Genomic DNA, 15,390 nt, shown 5'->3' on the forward strand with positions numbered 1-15,390 from the left:
GACGATGCGCCGGTCGCCGAACGTGCCGACATCCGGGCACTGCGCGGGAAGAGCAAATAATGAACCATACAAAGCTCACCAGAGACACAGCTATCCAGCAGATCAAAGACGCGATCTACGATCTCCAGATCGGTCCCAGCGAAATCTTTCCGACCGGCCAGACGCCGATGACTTTTGTTGTCAGGTTCGACAATAATGCTGGCCGGCCTGAGCAAGTGCTGATCCCTGCCACTGCAACCTACCGCGAGATTTATTCGGTCCTGCAGGCTACACACGGACGGGTGCGCTAGGGCCGCTGCGGGTTGTCAATCCTCGGCCGGTTGCGAGGTGGCCATTTTCCCGGCGTCTCATTTGAACTTAGGCTGTCGCAATCGTCGCAGGCGGGCGGGGGATGGCATTTACGCCGGCATCTTTTGTGCTAACGAGACCTTCCCAATCGCGGGGGATCGTCACGAGCCGCCAATGGCCAGCAAACTCCATCGCCTGATCTTTCAAACTATTATCGCTCTGCTGGTCATCTGCTCGTCGCTCGCTGCTCGGGCGGATGATAACAGCGTTCAGACGGTCTGGCGCCTTCTCGACTACATCGCCGTCGACTACGCGGGTGCGGTCTCGGGCGGGGCCGTCACCAACGAGGCCGAATACGCCGAACAGGTTGAGTTCGCCGATACCGCTCGCGCAAAGATCGAGAGCCTGCCGCAGAGGCCAGCGCAAAATTCTCTGATCAAGGAAGCCGATCGCCTCAAGCAGGCCATCACCGGCAAATCCGATCCTGCCGAGGTCGCGCGCATCGCGCACCAATTGGCCGCCGCGCTTCTGGCGGCCTATCCCGTTCCGCTCGCACCGAACGCGGCCCCGTCCCTCGAACGCGGTGCGGCCCTCTACAAGGAAAGCTGCGCCTCGTGTCATGGCGAAACCGGAGACGGCCACGGCCCGCAAGCCTCTTCGCTCGAAACTCCGCCCATCGCCTTCACCGATGGAGAGCGCGCGCGCCAGCGCAGCATCTTCGCACTCTACCAGGTCATCACGCAGGGCATCGACGGCACGCCGATGCCGAGCTTTGCAAGTCTATCCGCCCAGGATCGATGGGCGCTCGCGTTCTACGCGGGCCACTTCGCCTCAGATAGTCAGGCGGCCGAAGGTGAGCAGCTCTGGAACACCGATGAAAAGCTTCACGCGTTGATCCCCGACCTGAAGGCGCTCACCGGGATGACGCCTACATCGCTCGCGGACAGTATCGACGCAGGCAAGGCAGATGCCGTGATGGCTTATTTGCGCCTGCATCCGGAAGCCGTCGCCAGCGCGAAGCATCTGGGCTCGCTGACCGCGCTGAAGGATAAACTGCAGAACAGCCTCAAAACCTACGAGGCGGGTGATCACAAGCAAGCAGGCCAACTCGCGTTGTCTGCCTATCTCGATCACTTTGAGCCGGTCGAGCCGACGCTTGGCGCTCGCGACTCCGCGCTCCTCGGTGAGATCGAACGAGGGATGATGGAATACCGCGCGGCCATCGCCCGCGGTGAGAGCGCGCAAGTGCTCGCCGAGCGCGTCACCGCGTTGAACGGTTTGTTCGACAGCGCCGAGGCAGTTCTCGCGCCAAACGCAGGAAGCCCGATTGCAACGTTCCTCGGCGCAGCAACGATTCTTCTGCGCGAAGGCCTCGAGGCGATGTTGATCGTGGTCGCCATGATTGCCTTCTTGCGCAAGGCCGAACGCACGGAAGTCTTGCCTCACGTTCATGCCGGCTGGGTCGGCGGATTGGTCGCCGGTCTCCTGACGTGGGCAGCGGCGACTTGGCTCATCGAGATCAGCGGCGCCAGCCGCGAACTGACCGAAGGGTTCGGCTCGATCTTCGCCGCGCTCGTGTTGCTGTCCGTCGGCATCTGGATGCACGGAAAGTCTCACGCCGATCAGTGGCAGCGCTACATCCGCGAGAAGATGTCGACCGCACTGTCGGGCCGGTCGGCCTGGGTGCTGTTCGGCCTCGCCTTTGTCGCGGTCTACCGCGAGGTGTTCGAGACCATCCTGTTCTACGCCACCCTTTGGACTCAAGGAAACGGCGGAGCCATGCTCGCCGGCGCGGCGACGGCGTGTGTCGCTCTCGCACTGATCGCCTGGGCTATGCTGCGCTACGCTGGTCGCCTGCCAATCGGCCAGTTCTTCCGCTACAGCTCCTGGCTCATGGCGGTCCTCACCGTCGTGCTCGCGGGCAAGGGTGTGGCCGCGCTGCAGGAGGCCGGGATCATCGGCATCGCGCCGCTGGCCGCCATGCCCCGCATCCCCATTGTCGGTGTGTTCCCAACGGTCCAGACCGTCGCTGCCCAGGTCGCCATGGTGGCGGCCCTCGCCGTCGGCTTTCGCCTCAACACCGATCGCCCCGTCAGCCCTCAGAACTAGCGCTTCTTCAGCCCTTAGGGCTTAGGTCGCAAGGCGACCCGGCGGTTAGCGCCGCCGTCATGGCGAAGCCATGCTCTGCATGGACCCGGAGCGCCCTTCAGGCGCGTGAGCGATATTCGGAGAACGCTTTTTCACCCCGGAGGGCTCACAGGTCGCAAGGCGACCCGGCGCTTTGCGCCGCCCGCGCGGAGCGCCCCTCGGGCGCGTGAGCGGATACATGGTGGAGCCGAGGGGAATCGAACCCCTGACCTCTGCAGTGCGATTGCAGCGCTCTCCCATCTGAGCTACGGCCCCTTGAGGTCGCGCATTTACGGCGTCGCCCCGAATCTTGTCAAGAAAACGCGTGCCCGGCCCCGGTATAAGCGGCTCATCTGCTTGCAGGGCGCCACCCTCAGAGGCTACACGTGGCCCCCAGCATACTGGAGCGGCACACGATGGTCCTGCTACGCCTAATCGACTTCCTCAGCTACCTGATCCAGCTCTACGTCTACGTGGTTATCGCCGGCGTAATTCTGAGCTGGTTGATGGCCTTCGGGGTGGTCAACCCCTACAACCAGACGGTCCGCGCCATTTGGCAGGGCCTCAATGCTGTCACCGAGCCGCTGTTGCGCCCAATCCGCAACATGATGCCGAATCTGGGCGCCATCGACATATCGCCCGTCGTGCTTCTGCTGCTCTGCTTTTTCGTGCAAAGCGTGGTGCTCGGGTCGCTCCGTGACCTGATCCTCGCTTCTGGATGACGGCCGCCGAGCAACCATGGCGGGCGGGCAGCGGGTGCGTCATCGTGCGCGTGCGTGTGACGCCGAAATCCTCGATAGAAGGCGTCGACGGCGTCATCCCGAGCGCGGAGGGCATGGCGCTGCAAGCCCGCGTACGCGCGGTGCCGGCCGAGGGGGAGGCCAATGCGGCGGTGGAAAAGCTCATCGCCCGTTGGCTCGACGTGCCGAAGAGCACGGTGCGCGTGACTGCGGGCGGAAAATCCCGCATCAAATCGCTCACCATCAGTGGGGAGACGATCAGCCTCGAGCAGCGGCTCAGGGCCAAGCTCGGCTTTGCATAACGTATTGGCGCACCTGGGGGTGCAATTCTAACGACACGAGGGAGGAACTCTCACTATGACTGCTTACGCCATCGACGGTAAGGCCATCGCTGCAAAGGTGCGCGCCGACGTCGCCGCCGACGTGGCCCGCCTCAAGGCCCAGCACGGGTTCGTCCCCGGTCTCGCGGTCGTGCTCGTCGGCGAGGACCCGGCCAGCAAGGTCTACGTGCGCAACAAGGCGGAGCAGACCGTCGAGGTCGGCATGCAGTCGTTCGAGTACAAGCTCGACGTCAACACGCCCGAGCAGGAGCTGCTGGACCTCGTCGCCAAGCTCAACGCCGACCCGGCCGTCAACGGCATCCTCGTGCAGATGCCCGTTCCCAAGCACATCGACGCCAATAAGGTGCTCGAGCTGATCGACCCGCTGAAGGACGTCGACGGCTTCCACCCGATGAACGTCGGCCGCCTGTCGATCGGCGAGCGCGCCCTGGCGCCTTGCACGCCTGTCGGCTCCGTCATCCTGGCAAGATCGTTTAAGGATGATCTGTCCGGCCTCGACGCCGTCGTCGTCGGCCGTTCCAACATCGTCGGCAAGCCGATGGCCCAGCTTCTCCTGCGCGAGAACTGCACCGTCACCATCGCCCACTCGCGCACCAAGGACCTGCCTGAAGTCGTGCGCCGCGCTGATCTCGTCATCGCCGCCATCGGCAAGCCCGAGTTCGTCAAGGGTGATTGGATCAAGCCGGGCGCCATCGTCATCGACGTCGGCATCAACCGCGTGCCCAAGGAAGACGGTAAGAGCAAGATCGTCGGCGACGTCGACTATGCTTCGGCCGCGAAGGTTGCTGGCGCCATCACGCCGGTGCCGGGCGGCGTCGGCCCGATGACCATCGCCTGCCTCCTGAAGAACACCGTCGAGGCTGCTCTCATGCAGCGCGGCATCAAATCTCTCGCCGCTTAGGTTCGAGGTTGTAGGGATTAGGTTTTAGAGAATAGGAGCGGGTCGGTTACTTACCTTCGCCCCTAGCCCCTGAAACCTGATCCCTTCCTCAAGCCGCACTCCTCTGCCGCAGCGTCTCCCCGCGATAGCTCAGCGCCTCGGCAATGTGCACGCGCCCGATGCCTTCTGAGGCATCGAGGTCGGCGAGCGTACGCGCAACGCGCATCACGCGATGAAACCCGCGCGCCGATAGCGCCAAAGCTTCCGCGGCCTGACGCAGCAGCTTCGCGCCCTCGGCATCCGGCGCAGCGATGTCTTCCAGCAAGCGACCCGAGCATTCCGCATTGGTGCGCATGCCCTTTGCGCCGAGCGCTTTGAACCGTGCGCGCTGCACCTCGCGCGCCCGCGCCACCCGCGCCCGCACCTCCGCGCTTCCCTCCGACGGCGCCGGCAGGATCAGGTCTGCAGCGCTCACCGCCGGCACTTCGATCTGCAGATCGATGCGGTCCAGCAGCGGGCCCGAGATGCGCGCCTGGTACTCCGCCGCGCAACGCTCTCCGCGCTTGCAGGTGACGCCGACCGAGCCGCCGCACTTGCACGGGTTCATCGCTGCGACCAGCTGAATGCGCGAAGGATATTGGATGCGATGGTTTGCCCGCGCGATGATCGTCTCACCCGTCTCCAAGGGCTGGCGCAGCGCATCGAGCACGCCCGCCTGGAACTCTGGCAGCTCATCGAGAAACAGCACGCCGAGGTGCGCGAGGCTGACTTCGCCCGGCTTCGGACGGGTGCCCCCGCCCACCAGCGCCGCCATGCTCGCTGAATGATGCGGCGCGCGGAACGGGCGCTCCGCCGCGAGCTTGCCGCCCATCAGTTCGCCTGCGAGGCTGTGCACCATCGAAACTTCGAGCATCTCTTCCGGCGTCAGCGGCGGCAGGATCGACGGCAGCCGCGCCGCCAGCATGGATTTGCCTGAACCCGGCGGTCCGATCATCAGCGAAGCGTTGACGACGGACCCAAGTGCGGGTTATCCATAGGCCATGAGCAAGCCACGCGCATATTCGTACCTTCGGTTCAGTACTCCCGAGCAGCAGCGGGGCGACAGCTTCCGCCGCCAAAAGGAGCTGGCCGAGGGGTACGCTGCAGCCGAAGGGCTGGAACTGGATAACCGGAGCTTCGAGGACCTCGGCGTTTCCGCATTCCGCGGTAAGAACGCCTCCTCGGGGATGCTGCGGACGTTTCTTGAAGCGGTCGAGGAAGGCGCCATCGCCAAGGGCAGTTATTTGCTGGTCGAGTCTCTTGACCGCCTTTCACGCGCCGCCGCGCGCAAGGCCCTGCACCAGCTTGAGGAGATTTGCGACGCGGGGATTGTCGTAATCACCCTGACCGACGGGAAGCGATACGACTCCGAAGGGCTCGACAAGGACCCGATGGCGCTGATGTTCGCCCTGGTCGTTATGATGCGAGCGCACGAAGAGAGCGCCATGAAGTCGGGCCGTCTCAAAGCGGCATGGAAGGCCAAGCGGAGCAGAGCAAAAGAGAAGCCCGTCACGTCCCGCACACCCGCTTGGATTCGAGTGGGCGAAAACGGAGCGTTGGAACTGGTCGGTGCGCACGCAGCGGTCGTTCGGCGGGTATTCGATATGACGTTAGCTGGAATGGGGCAGCATGCCATCGCAGCCACGTTCAACCGCGAAGGTATTCCGACGTTCGGAAAAGGCAGATATTGGCAGCGGTCCTATATCGCCAAGGTACTCGGCAACCCCGCAACGGTCGGGACGTTCGTTCCGCATACTGTCGAGTATGTGGATGGAAAGCGGCGGCGTCGACCGGCTGAAGTCGTCGAGGGGTATTTCCCCGCAGTCGTTTCCAAGGCCGACTTCGAGCGCGTGCAGGCACTGAGCCGAGGGGCTCCTGCAACCCGGTCGTCTAGCGCTCTTCGGAATCTGTTTGGTGGGCTGGCGCGCTGCCCCAAGTGTCACTCAACGATGACGCGCGTTAGCAAGGGCAGTGGCCCCAAGGGCGGCAAGCCGTACCTCGTTTGCGTTGTCGCGAAGCAGGGAGGCAAGTGCGTGTATCGCGCGGTGCCTCTGGAGCCGCTTGAACAGGCGTTTCTCGGTGGCGTATCGGATCTCATCCGTGAGATACCAAGCGAACGCACAGTAGCAGCCAGTGATGCCCACGCGATTGAACGAATGCTGGCGGACGTTGATGCTCAAATAAACAAAATCAATCCAAAGGACACGCTCAAGCTGGCGAGCTTTGCCTCGATTCGCGAGTCGCTCCGCGTGCAGCATGCTGCAGAAATCGAGCGCGTCAGTGCGGCTCACGGTCAAAGCATAGTATCGCGTGCTCGCGAACTCTCGAAGGTGTGCAAAGAGTCCACGGTGGATCGCCAGCGAGCCAACGCTATCCTACGCCAGATGTGCGAAGGCATATTCGTCGAGTACGATATGAATCTGCTAGCTTTCCGATGGCACCACGGGGGCGAGACAGCCGTTCTTTGGGGCGCATAGGCAACGGCGGGGGCAAGATCTGCCGCCGGAGCGACGGAGTGAGACATGGTTCGTGGGGAGGCCGGGCGATGCCCCGCGCCTGATTGCAGTGGGGGCAGCACGCAAAGGCAGCGCTCGCTAACTCAAAATGAGGTCCGCGCTGTTGGGCTGCTCGGCGGTGCCGGATCTCTGAACCGCTGCACTTACTGCGGCGCCGTGTACGAGTCAGCAAGCGGACGACTTCTCGGATTTCTCGACGGCGGCATCACGGGGGAGGGTTGGCACCCCCTGAGAACGTAGGCGCCCACTGGCTTCAACGATGCGCGAAGGCCGCACCAACGCGATCAAGCGCCCCCACTACCCCCTCAAGCAATTGCCGGCCTTGCTCCACCGCTCCGGCTTTCGGATCAACGCGAGCGAGTCGAAGGGCTTCTCTAAAGTCGCTAGCAGGGAGATGGGCATCCCCAAGGCGAAGCTCGTAAACCCCTACCAACGGCGAAACGATCTCTCGAGCCTCGGTCGGGGGCACCACGGTTTCGAGCGCACATTGAAGGTGTTTAAGCGAGCGCCACGTTTGGTCGGCTGATGGTTGAATTACCTTCCGTAGCGATCCGACGTCAAGCCTATCGGCGGTTAACCGCGCAATGTCTTTGGCGAGCGCGAGCAAGCCCTTCGACTCGACGGCACGAAACCGGTGAATACCCCGTGCAATATCGTCCGTAGCGTGATGCGGCCGAAATAGCGACGATCCGACCAAACCGTCAAACAGCTCATCCAGTGCTTTGAACAGTTGGGGGAGCGCTTCCTCGGGTGCATGGGTATCCGCAGGCTGGGCTTCCATCTGAGCCATTAACAGCTCTGCAGACACTCCACCATCTGGCGCCACGTTGTGCGCAGCCCAGATCCTTTGCTGCCATTGCGGTCGCCTCGCTACGTCGAACGCATACGCATTTATGAGGCCTATACGGTTGATCCCGAAGTGTGTGTGGACGCCGTGAGTGCACCGAACGCCGCCAGTATCACGAGTGTACCACGTTAGGGCGCCGCCACGGCGTTCCGCCAGCGCAGATATCACTCGCGGTTCAAACCACAAGTAGCGTCCAATATCCTCATCGTTCAGGACTCTGGAATCCATTCGAGCGCCGTTCTGATCGACAATGAACGAGACCAAATCAGCTGGAGCGTCGCCGCGAACTCGCTCACTTTTGTCTCCTGGATCGATCCACTCTTGTCGCCAGAGTTCTCCCTCCACGCGCAAGAGTTTGCGCCCCGCTCTGGTGTAAGTGTAAGACTCGCTGTCGGTATTTGTACCGTCTGGAGGACCGAATACGGGAACATCCTCCTCCGGGTCGGCATCCGTGCGCCACGCCTTAAAGACAGCCACATCGCCGCCGAACCGACCACCGCCTTCATCGATCTCATAGACGCGCGTCACAAAGCGCTCGTTCTGCGATTCTTCGAGAAGACCGTCGGGAGGCCACACAGGCGAAGGCGGAAAATCGAAGACCGCGCGGCGAGTGCGGTAATGCGCGAGCCTCAATGCCATGCCTCTGGCGGCGAGGTAGTCGCGCAGATACTCGCTATGCATCTCAATCGCAACGACTCGCCCGTCTGCTCCGCGCTGTTGTCGGATTACTTCGCGATAGTCCTCATCAGGCCGCACCCAGACGTCACCCTCATTCAGCAAGCCTAGGGCCAACACGACGTCTTGGTTCAGATGCCAGATACTAGGATGCCCGGTAATGTGTTGCTCGAAGACGAGGCTGATCCCGAGGTCCACGCCCTCGTCATGTTGGAAGCTTTCACATGGCTTGTACCGGCCGTCCTTAAACGCAAACGGGCCGCCGTCATGAGAAATGCCGATATCCATCCAGCCTAACTTTTCCGCCTCGGCTCGGTTGGCTGTCGGCACAGCCACGCAGCCCAAACCGAACCACTCTTCCGAAAATCCAGGCTGCCCCGCTTCGCCGGTCTTGCAGATTGTCGCGGAGACTCTCAATGGAACCCAAACGGATCTACTGAACCAACGACGACGAATGTCGCGCATCTCAAACCATTCCGGGAGAGGTCCATCCGTCATGACTGATTAGCTCTAGCGGAAACAATTAGGTAACTTCAATGAACTCAAAGCTAGCGTGACTGTCCTTCGGGAGGCCCGCGGCTTCGATCCAATATTCGCTGAACTGCCTAAGCTGGTCTTCATCGCACGCGCTTGCGGTTACCTGCCGCTCGGCAATCTTTTTGGCCGCCTCTCGTGCCTCTTGCTCAGTCAAATATTCTTCATTCTGCTTCATGGAATCAAAGGTTCGCCAAACAATCCGCCACTTCCCACCAATCGCATAGACGTGCGGTGCGTGACACCGGCCGGCACAATAAGGATGGTCGCCCGGCACGATCCAAAGGCGCCCCGCCAGCCAAGCGTCGGCCGATTCTTCATCTGCTCTCGCCGCTGCAACGTAACGTGTCCTGGTAAAAAAGCGCTCGGTGATACTCACAGCGTCAGCCGTTAAGCGCGCTGACTCCCGTTCGCCTATCGGCTGGACTGCAGCATTTCTGAGTTCGCCAACCACCCTGGATTCCAAATCGAAAAGCCAACTTTCAGTGGAAGTGCCAGGGTCACTCTGGTTGAGACGTGCAAGTTCCGCAAGAACGTGGCCAAGCAGCACCTTCATGACCAAGCTTTCCGCGGCGGAAGCCGATTCCATGTTTGCCTCTCTAAGCTGGGTCACCGTTTGGGCTTGCCTGTTTTGCGAGGGCGACGCGAAGCTCACCTGCCTCCTGGAGGAAGTCAGAGACGGCCATCATTGGGTGCGATGGAAGCTCATTCTTCAGCAGGATCTGTTGGGCGCCCGGTATCACCTCAGTCCACACTTGATGGATGATAGCCGTCTGCTGGTGAATGCACTGCAGCTGCGCCTGCAATATGCGAATGTGGTCGGGCATGGATGCTCCATCTCGCCTGTTGCTCAGCCCTAGGGTGTAGTGATTCGGCCAGCCGAGAGAGGCCAAAGTTACGACCCTCAGGAGCAGGAGCGTTCGCGGTGCTCGGTGTAGATCTCGAAAATTGGTGATCCGGTTAGGCAGTGCAGCTATCGGAGTCCATAGCGCGGTCCCACTCGCGCGCACGCTTCCGCCCCCAGGGTGTCACTGACACTCGGTTCTTGCGCTGGTCTCCGCTCGGGGGCTCCCTGCGCACCGTTAGAAAGCGATACCGGAGGTCTAGCTCATTGATGTTCCGTGAGACGGTGGCTTCGGTTGTCCCGAGCAGGTCCACCAATTCGCCCTGCGAAATCGATCCTCGTTCAAGGACATTCAGAAGTATCAGGAGTCGGGTCGCAGTCATCCAAGGGTCCGTCTTGCGAACTTCGTGGAGCAGCGGCGTCAGACATTGCAGCCTGCGAAATTCGGCTGCTCCCTTGCGACGTGCGAGGGTGGCTTTGCGGGTGAGCCCGCGGAGGGTTGTGGATCGTGTACGCATGACTAGTCCTTTCCACGCCCAGAGCGGACGCGGTTATGGGTTTCGACTACTTAGTGAATGACACTTGAGTGTGAGCGTGTAAGAGCGGCTCAAGAGGAGGGGAGTGCGTACTGAATACAAAGCACATCCCCCACACTTGAGAGGGGCGCTGAAGAGGACACTTAAGGAGGACTCTAGAGTCTCACTTCAGTGCCGTTAGTTTCGTTTTCGGGCTCCAGCTAGCCAGGGCTGCTCCGTGGGCTATGGCGGAGGACCTGGCGCTCGGCGAGGGTCGCGCATCCGAAGTCGTGCGCCTCCAGACCGGCCCGTCCGATCATTTGGTTGAGTTCGTCTCGGGCCGCGAAGGGAAGCTGCCCCGGTCCATCTGGCCCGTACGGTTGCGCCGCGAGGTCGACCAACCTTGACCCGCCGAGGTCCATGAGGGCATCGGGGAAATAGGCAAGTACGCTTGTCGGAGCGACGGCTTGGGCTTCGCTTACCTGGGCCTTTGAAACAGTTAGATAGCGTGGAGCATCTTGGCTTTGGTCGATTGCCAATAGGGCGAGGTCAACCGAGCACGGCTTCGATGGCTGTACCAAAGGCGACCCCTTCCGCGGTGCTCCAGTCGCTACGGAGCCAACGATAATATTCGCGAAGGGAACCCGGCGGGTTTTATGCCTCAGCGACGTACTGATGGGCTCTAGGCGTTGCCGCGCAACGGCGTGGCTCGAAGGGGCGACAACGGGGCGGCTTGGGTGGCCAGTGCGGATGGCTCATTCGTACTCCTTTGTTGATAGATGAGTGAGACAGAGAGGCACGGATGCTGGCCTCTGAAATGACTGCAGGCGGCCACTCGGGACCGCCCTCGCTTCGCCGCCGGTCATGTCTGCAGGCCGCGAGCGGGAGCCCATACGAAAGCCCCCGTCGGATCTCGTTATTGAGGCCCTTGTTTCACGGGCGTGTCGCGACCGGGCGGAGGCCTATTGTAAAACACATGATTTCGTATAGAGTCTCTCGTATGATTTGGCGGAGGGATCAATGGCTAAGGTCATGCGAGTTGCCATCTACGTTCGCGTTTCAACTGGTGGACAGACGGTGGAAAATCAGCTGCGAGAATTGAAGGCGTGGACCGAGCGGGCCGGTCACCAAGTGGTCCGGGTGTTTGAGGACAACGGCATCAGTGGAGCCAAGGGGCGCGACAAGAGGCCGGGGCTAGACGCAATGTTGAAGGCCGCTACCCGGCGCGAGTTTGATCTGGTAGCCGTTTGGTCGTCCGACCGGTTGGGCAGGTCGCTAAAAGATCTACTTGAGACGCTCAAGTCCCTGAACGAGACGGGGCGGCAACTTTACATCCATACACAAGCACTGGACACGAGCACGGCCACCGGCCGAATGCTGTTCCAAATGTTGGGTGTATTCGCCGAATTTGAACGCGAAGTAATCGTCACTCGCGTCAATGCGGGGTTGGCACGTGCTCGCGCTGAAGGGAAGCGCCTCGGGCGACCGCGAAAGGGTGACGCGAGTGAGGACACTATCCGCGCCCAGCTGAGCAAGGGCACTGGCATTTTGAAGACGGCCAAGCTGCTCAACTGCGGGACCAGCACGGTGCACAAGGTGGCGAGGGCGATGCGCGCCGAAACTGCCGCAGCCTAGCCGGCTACCGCGCACGAGAAGGAATGCGATCGCGCCTCCCCCTAGCGCCCCGGTTTCAAGCGGCGACGGGTTATCCGCAGCCGGCAACGCGTGCCCGCGAACAGGCACGGGGGGATCGCGCGCCCGATCCGCTCTATTAAAGGCGCTCAGATTTCTGACCCCAATTATCAGGACCGATTATCGACATTGGAGAGAAGGATGGATCACGAGCCTACTCCTTCACGTCTGCTGCACCCTTCGTTTACGCGGCCAGAGAACATCGATACTCGCCTGTGGCGGTATATGTCGGCAGGGAAGTTTAAGTGGCTGCTTGAAGAAGGCCGTCTGTACATGCCTCGGGTAGCGCAGTTGGCTGCCAATGACTCGCGCGAAGGGACGATGCCGGACGCGCAAGCTGCATGGCTGCGACAGCTCGCTGACGAGGCCACTCCTGAAGTTGCCGAGATTCACCGCAAGAACCTAGAGACGATGGCCGGCTTCGTTCGGATGTTTCGAGACACATGGTTCGTGAGCTGTTGGCACGCAGGCACTTCTGAGAATTTCGCGTTCTGGCGCATATATTCCGGCGACGATGTAAGTTGCGACAAATGCGGGAACAAGATCGTCGGACCACCGCATAGCGTCGCTATAGTGACGACGTTTCGAAAGCTCGAAGCGTGTCTCCCGCAGGAAGTCGAATTGGGTCTAGTGAAATATATCGACTACGCGACAGAGGGGGCAGAGCTGAGCAATATGTACGACTACATCATGCGTAAGCGAAGCTATTATGCATACGAAAACGAAGTGCGTGCCGTAGCTAGCTCAATTGGCGCAATGGTGCCTAACGGTTCCGCGCAGCATCTAGCAGGAAACATCGTTGGTGGCTCCTTCGCACCGCGCGTTGATCTTGCGGCCCTTATTGAAGAAGTAGTTGTGCATCCCGAGGCCCCGGCGTCCTTCTTCGATGACGTGGCCGCTTTGTGTTCCAGCCACAGGCTGCCCCTGCCACGCCTTTCTGGATTGAGGAACGTTTGAAACTCAGATCAACGGTATGCCGAGCCGCCCTGCCTCAGTCTTGCTCGGCGCACTAAGGACGTCCGCCCTTCCACACCTTCACGGTGCCGGCTCCTCGTCATGCCCAAAGAGGTCCGCGTCGTCTAACCCGAAGGCGCGGCGGATGAGGTTAAGCGGGGTCATGCTGCGCGCCGGCTTCCGTAGCTCCTTGAGCTTCTCCTCAATCTTGCCCTCCTGCTGATCCTTCTCAAACTGGAGAAGCTCGCGCACGGAGAACTGTGGAGACAAGCCCGAGTTGCTTTCAATCGGGAAGCCGGTCACAGCGTCGACAACGGCCCACGTTCCAACGCCCTTCGTCATCGGGCGGATACTGAGCGTTGAAGGGTCGTGTTGGTCCGATGCGTAGCGGCGGAGGTAGTCCTGCACTACGTCTGTGAACTCGCGCGGCTGCAGCTTGAGTGCGGCCATGTTGACCCCGAAGAACTCAATGTTCCGGTCGGACGTGCGGACCATGTACCCGTTTATGTTCGTGTACTCCCCGCGCACAGCTTCGCCGGCACGCGTGAGGGCATCCTCAGGGGACGCACCAGCGCGCACCAGAACGCGGCCCAAGCGGCGAACCTCGGGGAGCATTTCGCCGTAGTTCTCGATACCCTGCGCCCACGGCCAAAATGACTCGGCTCGCGATAGCTCCGTTTCGAGCTTGTCGTACGACGGCGTGAACTGCGCTTCATCCACAAGGCCCTTGGTGGCGAGTGCGGCTGTCTGCATCGCCTGCCGTTCGTCCTGCCGGAGGAGCGTCCGCGCGGTGCGATACGTCTGGTAAAAGTCCTTCGCACCTTGCGAGTTGAGGTGCCGCTCCAGTAGCCCCGGCGCTTTCGCTTCGAGGTTCTCGTACAGCTTCACCGCTTCGAGCAGGTGAGGGGGCGGCTGACCTCCGGCGAGGGCATCGGGCGAGGCGGAGCTATAGCCGGCGTTGAGAAGGTCGGTCCACTGCGGATGCTTCACCGGGTTGCGCTTGAAGAAGTCCAGCTCCCGGTCAAACTTGAGCGCCGGCACGTCAACGCCCTTCGCGTCCGGGTCCTTCGCGACGGACTGCGCCCACGCGTCAATCTCTGTGAGCTTGTTCTCAACGGCGCGGTCAAGGAGTTCCTGCCGCGAGTACGTCCCCGTTTCGCCGTTGTCCTTCTTGTAAGTGACTTTCCCGGGGATCGTGAGGAGCGAGCCCTCGGTGCCACGCTGCGCGAGCATGACGTTGATGTCCTGCTCTGACGCCTGCGCCTCCGCTTTGAGCTTCAGCGTATCGGCAAGCTTGAGCTGCTTCTCGCGAGCGGACTCAAGGGACGTGCGGTTAGTGAGGAGGATGCCCTCGCGTTCGGCTTGAGTGAAGACGTGCGGGTTGTCCTCCGTGAACTTGATGAACTCCTTTTCGCGGAGGGTGCCCGTTGAAGCGGCCTCTTTGAAGTCCACCGCGAGGGTGACGTTGAGCTTACGCTGCAGCTCGCGTGCTGTGGTCTCCGCCTGCTCGATAGTCTTGACGGGCACGTCCGCATACTTCGCGGAGGAGCCGAGCGGCGGCACGCCGGCACGCTGCCCGAGAAAAATCTCCTTCACGAGGTCGACGCCAAGCTGAGGATTGCCGGGGATGCCCTGCGTTGCAATCGAGTTCGCCGCGACCGCCATTGCGTCGTCAGCTTCGGTCGGTGTCAGAAGGTGGAGCTTGCGTGTCTTCTCGAAGGCGTCCCGCATGTTTGCGTGGATCGTTTCGACGTTGCGCTCACCCGTTGCGACGGAGCCGACTGCGGTGCCGTAGAGGTCCTTATAGGCGACGTTGAGGTTCGCTTCCTTCGTGCGCTGACCGACAAATGCTGTCTGCTCTTCGATGAGGCGCTTGCGGTAACCGTCCATCGACGGCGATACCCGAGGAGGGCTGCGGCAGTCTTCGGAGCGGCTTGTTCCTTTTCAGCGATGGCACCGGCCAGCCAAGCGTCGGAATCGCCGCGCTCGCGGTCAAAGGCGTTGCCTCGTTCGTCTACTGAGTAGTCCGTGTTTTCGCCGAGATAGCGCCGATAAATGTCCTGCTCGAACTCTTGGCGTGCGAGGTCCTCTCCGTGGCCTAACTCAAGGGCGGCACGGTTGGCATCCGGCGGCACGTCGCTTCGCTCGATACGAGCAGTTAGTTCGCACGTTTCTGTTTTCAGTCGCAGCCCGAGCGCTTCGGCTTCGCCCTCGTCGGCCATGGTCTGCACATAGGAATCGCCAAGCTGCGCCAGACGCGGGAAGAGGTCGCGGAGGGAGTATGCGAGCTGCAGGAGTTCGGTGGGCTGCGCCGAGTCGGGTTCGAGTAGTGGAGCCTCGGGCCTCATCATAGTGTTGACTGGTGAGGCGGTCGCGCGGAGTCGCTGAGGGCCGGACT

General features: G+C 61.5%; 12 protein-coding genes, 1 tRNA gene and 1 pseudogene. 9 read left to right on the forward strand and 5 right to left on the reverse strand.

The genetic code is table 11. The features are described from left to right. Positions 1–59: 59 nt before the first annotated feature. Positions 60–290: a hypothetical protein gene (locus ACP15D_RS13190; RefSeq protein ID WP_424957916.1), complete on the forward strand. Its 231-nt coding sequence runs from the start codon at positions 60–62 to the stop codon at positions 288–290. 172 nt (positions 291–462) lie between these two features. Then, a complete protein-coding gene (locus ACP15D_RS13195; protein ID WP_424957917.1) occupies positions 463–2,397 on the forward strand; it encodes an FTR1 family protein in 1,935 nt (644 codons plus the stop codon). A gap of 218 nt (positions 2,398–2,615) precedes the next feature. Here ACP15D_RS13195 and ACP15D_RS13200 read toward each other — a convergent pair. After that, positions 2,616–2,691: transfer RNA gene (locus tag ACP15D_RS13200), tRNA-Ala, on the reverse strand. A gap of 146 nt (positions 2,692–2,837) precedes the next feature. Between ACP15D_RS13200 and ACP15D_RS13205 the strand changes: the two genes are divergently transcribed. From ACP15D_RS13205 to folD, 3 genes are read left to right on the forward strand one after another with little or no spacing between them, the layout of a single operon-like run. Beyond that, the gene (locus ACP15D_RS13205) at positions 2,838–3,137 is read left to right on the forward strand and encodes a YggT family protein (protein ID WP_424959231.1); all 300 of its coding nucleotides are present in this window, start codon (positions 2,838–2,840) and stop codon (positions 3,135–3,137) included. Further along, positions 3,134–3,457 (forward strand): DUF167 family protein, encoded by a 324-nt coding sequence (locus tag ACP15D_RS13210; RefSeq protein ID WP_424957918.1) that lies wholly within the window; start codon positions 3,134–3,136, stop codon positions 3,455–3,457. The genes ACP15D_RS13205 and ACP15D_RS13210 overlap by 4 nt, the downstream gene beginning before the upstream one ends. Positions 3,458–3,512: 55 nt before the next feature. Beyond that, positions 3,513–4,397, forward strand: a complete 885-nt coding sequence (gene folD / locus ACP15D_RS13215; protein ID WP_424957919.1) for a bifunctional methylenetetrahydrofolate dehydrogenase/methenyltetrahydrofolate cyclohydrolase FolD — start codon at positions 3,513–3,515, stop codon at positions 4,395–4,397. A gap of 88 nt (positions 4,398–4,485) precedes the next feature. On the opposite strand, the pseudogene ACP15D_RS13220 reads toward folD, so the two are convergent. Beyond that, a pseudogene (locus ACP15D_RS13220) lies at positions 4,486–5,373 on the reverse strand (YifB family Mg chelatase-like AAA ATPase); the annotation flags it as partial. A 43-nt stretch (positions 5,374–5,416) separates the two neighbouring features. On the opposite strand from ACP15D_RS13220, the gene ACP15D_RS13225 reads away from it, so the two are divergent. Then, a complete protein-coding gene (locus ACP15D_RS13225) occupies positions 5,417–6,892 on the forward strand; it encodes a recombinase family protein (RefSeq protein WP_424957920.1) in 1,476 nt (491 codons plus the stop codon). A gap of 292 nt (positions 6,893–7,184) precedes the next feature. On the opposite strand, the gene ACP15D_RS13230 is transcribed toward ACP15D_RS13225, so the two are convergent. Both ACP15D_RS13230 and ACP15D_RS13235 read right to left on the reverse strand, forming a co-directional pair. Continuing rightward, complete coding sequence (locus ACP15D_RS13230; RefSeq protein ID WP_424957921.1) at positions 7,185–8,918, reverse strand: hypothetical protein; 1,734 nt, start codon at positions 8,916–8,918, stop codon at positions 7,185–7,187. 58 nt (positions 8,919–8,976) lie between these two features. Next, entirely contained in the window at positions 8,977–9,543 is a 567-nt protein-coding gene (locus ACP15D_RS13235) for a hypothetical protein (RefSeq protein ID WP_424957922.1), read from the reverse strand. On the opposite strand from ACP15D_RS13235, the gene ACP15D_RS13240 reads away from it, so the two are divergent. The 3 genes from ACP15D_RS13240 to ACP15D_RS13250 all read left to right on the forward strand — a co-directional run bounded on the left by ACP15D_RS13240 (position 9,542) and on the right by ACP15D_RS13250 (position 12,995). Continuing rightward, positions 9,542–9,847 (forward strand): hypothetical protein, encoded by a 306-nt coding sequence (locus tag ACP15D_RS13240; RefSeq protein WP_424957923.1) that lies wholly within the window; start codon positions 9,542–9,544, stop codon positions 9,845–9,847. The genes ACP15D_RS13235 and ACP15D_RS13240 overlap by 2 nt on opposite strands. A gap of 1,519 nt (positions 9,848–11,366) precedes the next feature. Continuing rightward, on the forward strand, positions 11,367–11,981 hold the full coding sequence (locus ACP15D_RS13245; protein ID WP_424957924.1) for a recombinase family protein: 615 nt from the start codon (positions 11,367–11,369) through the stop codon (positions 11,979–11,981). 198 nt (positions 11,982–12,179) lie between these two features. Then, on the forward strand, positions 12,180–12,995 hold the full coding sequence (locus ACP15D_RS13250) for a hypothetical protein (RefSeq protein WP_424957925.1): 816 nt from the start codon (positions 12,180–12,182) through the stop codon (positions 12,993–12,995). 78 nt (positions 12,996–13,073) lie between these two features. Here the strand turns inward: ACP15D_RS13250 and ACP15D_RS13255 are convergent, their stop codons facing one another. Further along, entirely contained in the window at positions 13,074–14,882 is a 1,809-nt protein-coding gene (locus ACP15D_RS13255; RefSeq protein ID WP_424957926.1) for a hypothetical protein, read from the reverse strand. Positions 14,883–15,390 lie beyond the last annotated feature (508 nt).

Origin of the sequence: Hyphomicrobium sp. 1Nfss2.1 (genome assembly GCF_965243865.1) — a bacterium.
GTDB lineage: Bacteria > Pseudomonadota > Alphaproteobacteria > Rhizobiales > Hyphomicrobiaceae > Hyphomicrobium_A.

Excerpts from the sequence above, each read along its gene's own strand:
- ACP15D_RS13190 (WP_424957916.1), top strand. The coding sequence starts at position 60 with ATGAACCATACAAAGCTCACCAGAGACACAGCTATCCAGCAGATCAAA.
- ACP15D_RS13195 (WP_424957917.1), top strand. The coding sequence starts at position 463 with ATGGCCAGCAAACTCCATCGCCTGATCTTTCAAACTATTATCGCTCTG.
- ACP15D_RS13210 (WP_424957918.1), top strand. The coding sequence starts at position 3,134 with ATGACGGCCGCCGAGCAACCATGGCGGGCGGGCAGCGGGTGCGTCATC.
- folD (WP_424957919.1), top strand. The coding sequence starts at position 3,513 with ATGACTGCTTACGCCATCGACGGTAAGGCCATCGCTGCAAAGGTGCGC.
- ACP15D_RS13225 (WP_424957920.1), top strand. The coding sequence starts at position 5,417 with ATGAGCAAGCCACGCGCATATTCGTACCTTCGGTTCAGTACTCCCGAG.
- ACP15D_RS13230 (WP_424957921.1), bottom strand. The coding sequence starts at position 8,918 with ATGCGCGACATTCGTCGTCGTTGGTTCAGTAGATCCGTTTGGGTTCCA.
- ACP15D_RS13240 (WP_424957923.1), top strand. The coding sequence starts at position 9,542 with ATGACCAAGCTTTCCGCGGCGGAAGCCGATTCCATGTTTGCCTCTCTA.
- ACP15D_RS13235 (WP_424957922.1), bottom strand. The coding sequence starts at position 9,543 with ATGAAGGTGCTGCTTGGCCACGTTCTTGCGGAACTTGCACGTCTCAAC.
- ACP15D_RS13245 (WP_424957924.1), top strand. The coding sequence starts at position 11,367 with ATGGCTAAGGTCATGCGAGTTGCCATCTACGTTCGCGTTTCAACTGGT.
- ACP15D_RS13250 (WP_424957925.1), top strand. The coding sequence starts at position 12,180 with ATGGATCACGAGCCTACTCCTTCACGTCTGCTGCACCCTTCGTTTACG.
- ACP15D_RS13255 (WP_424957926.1), bottom strand. The coding sequence starts at position 14,882 with ATGGACGGTTACCGCAAGCGCCTCATCGAAGAGCAGACAGCATTTGTC.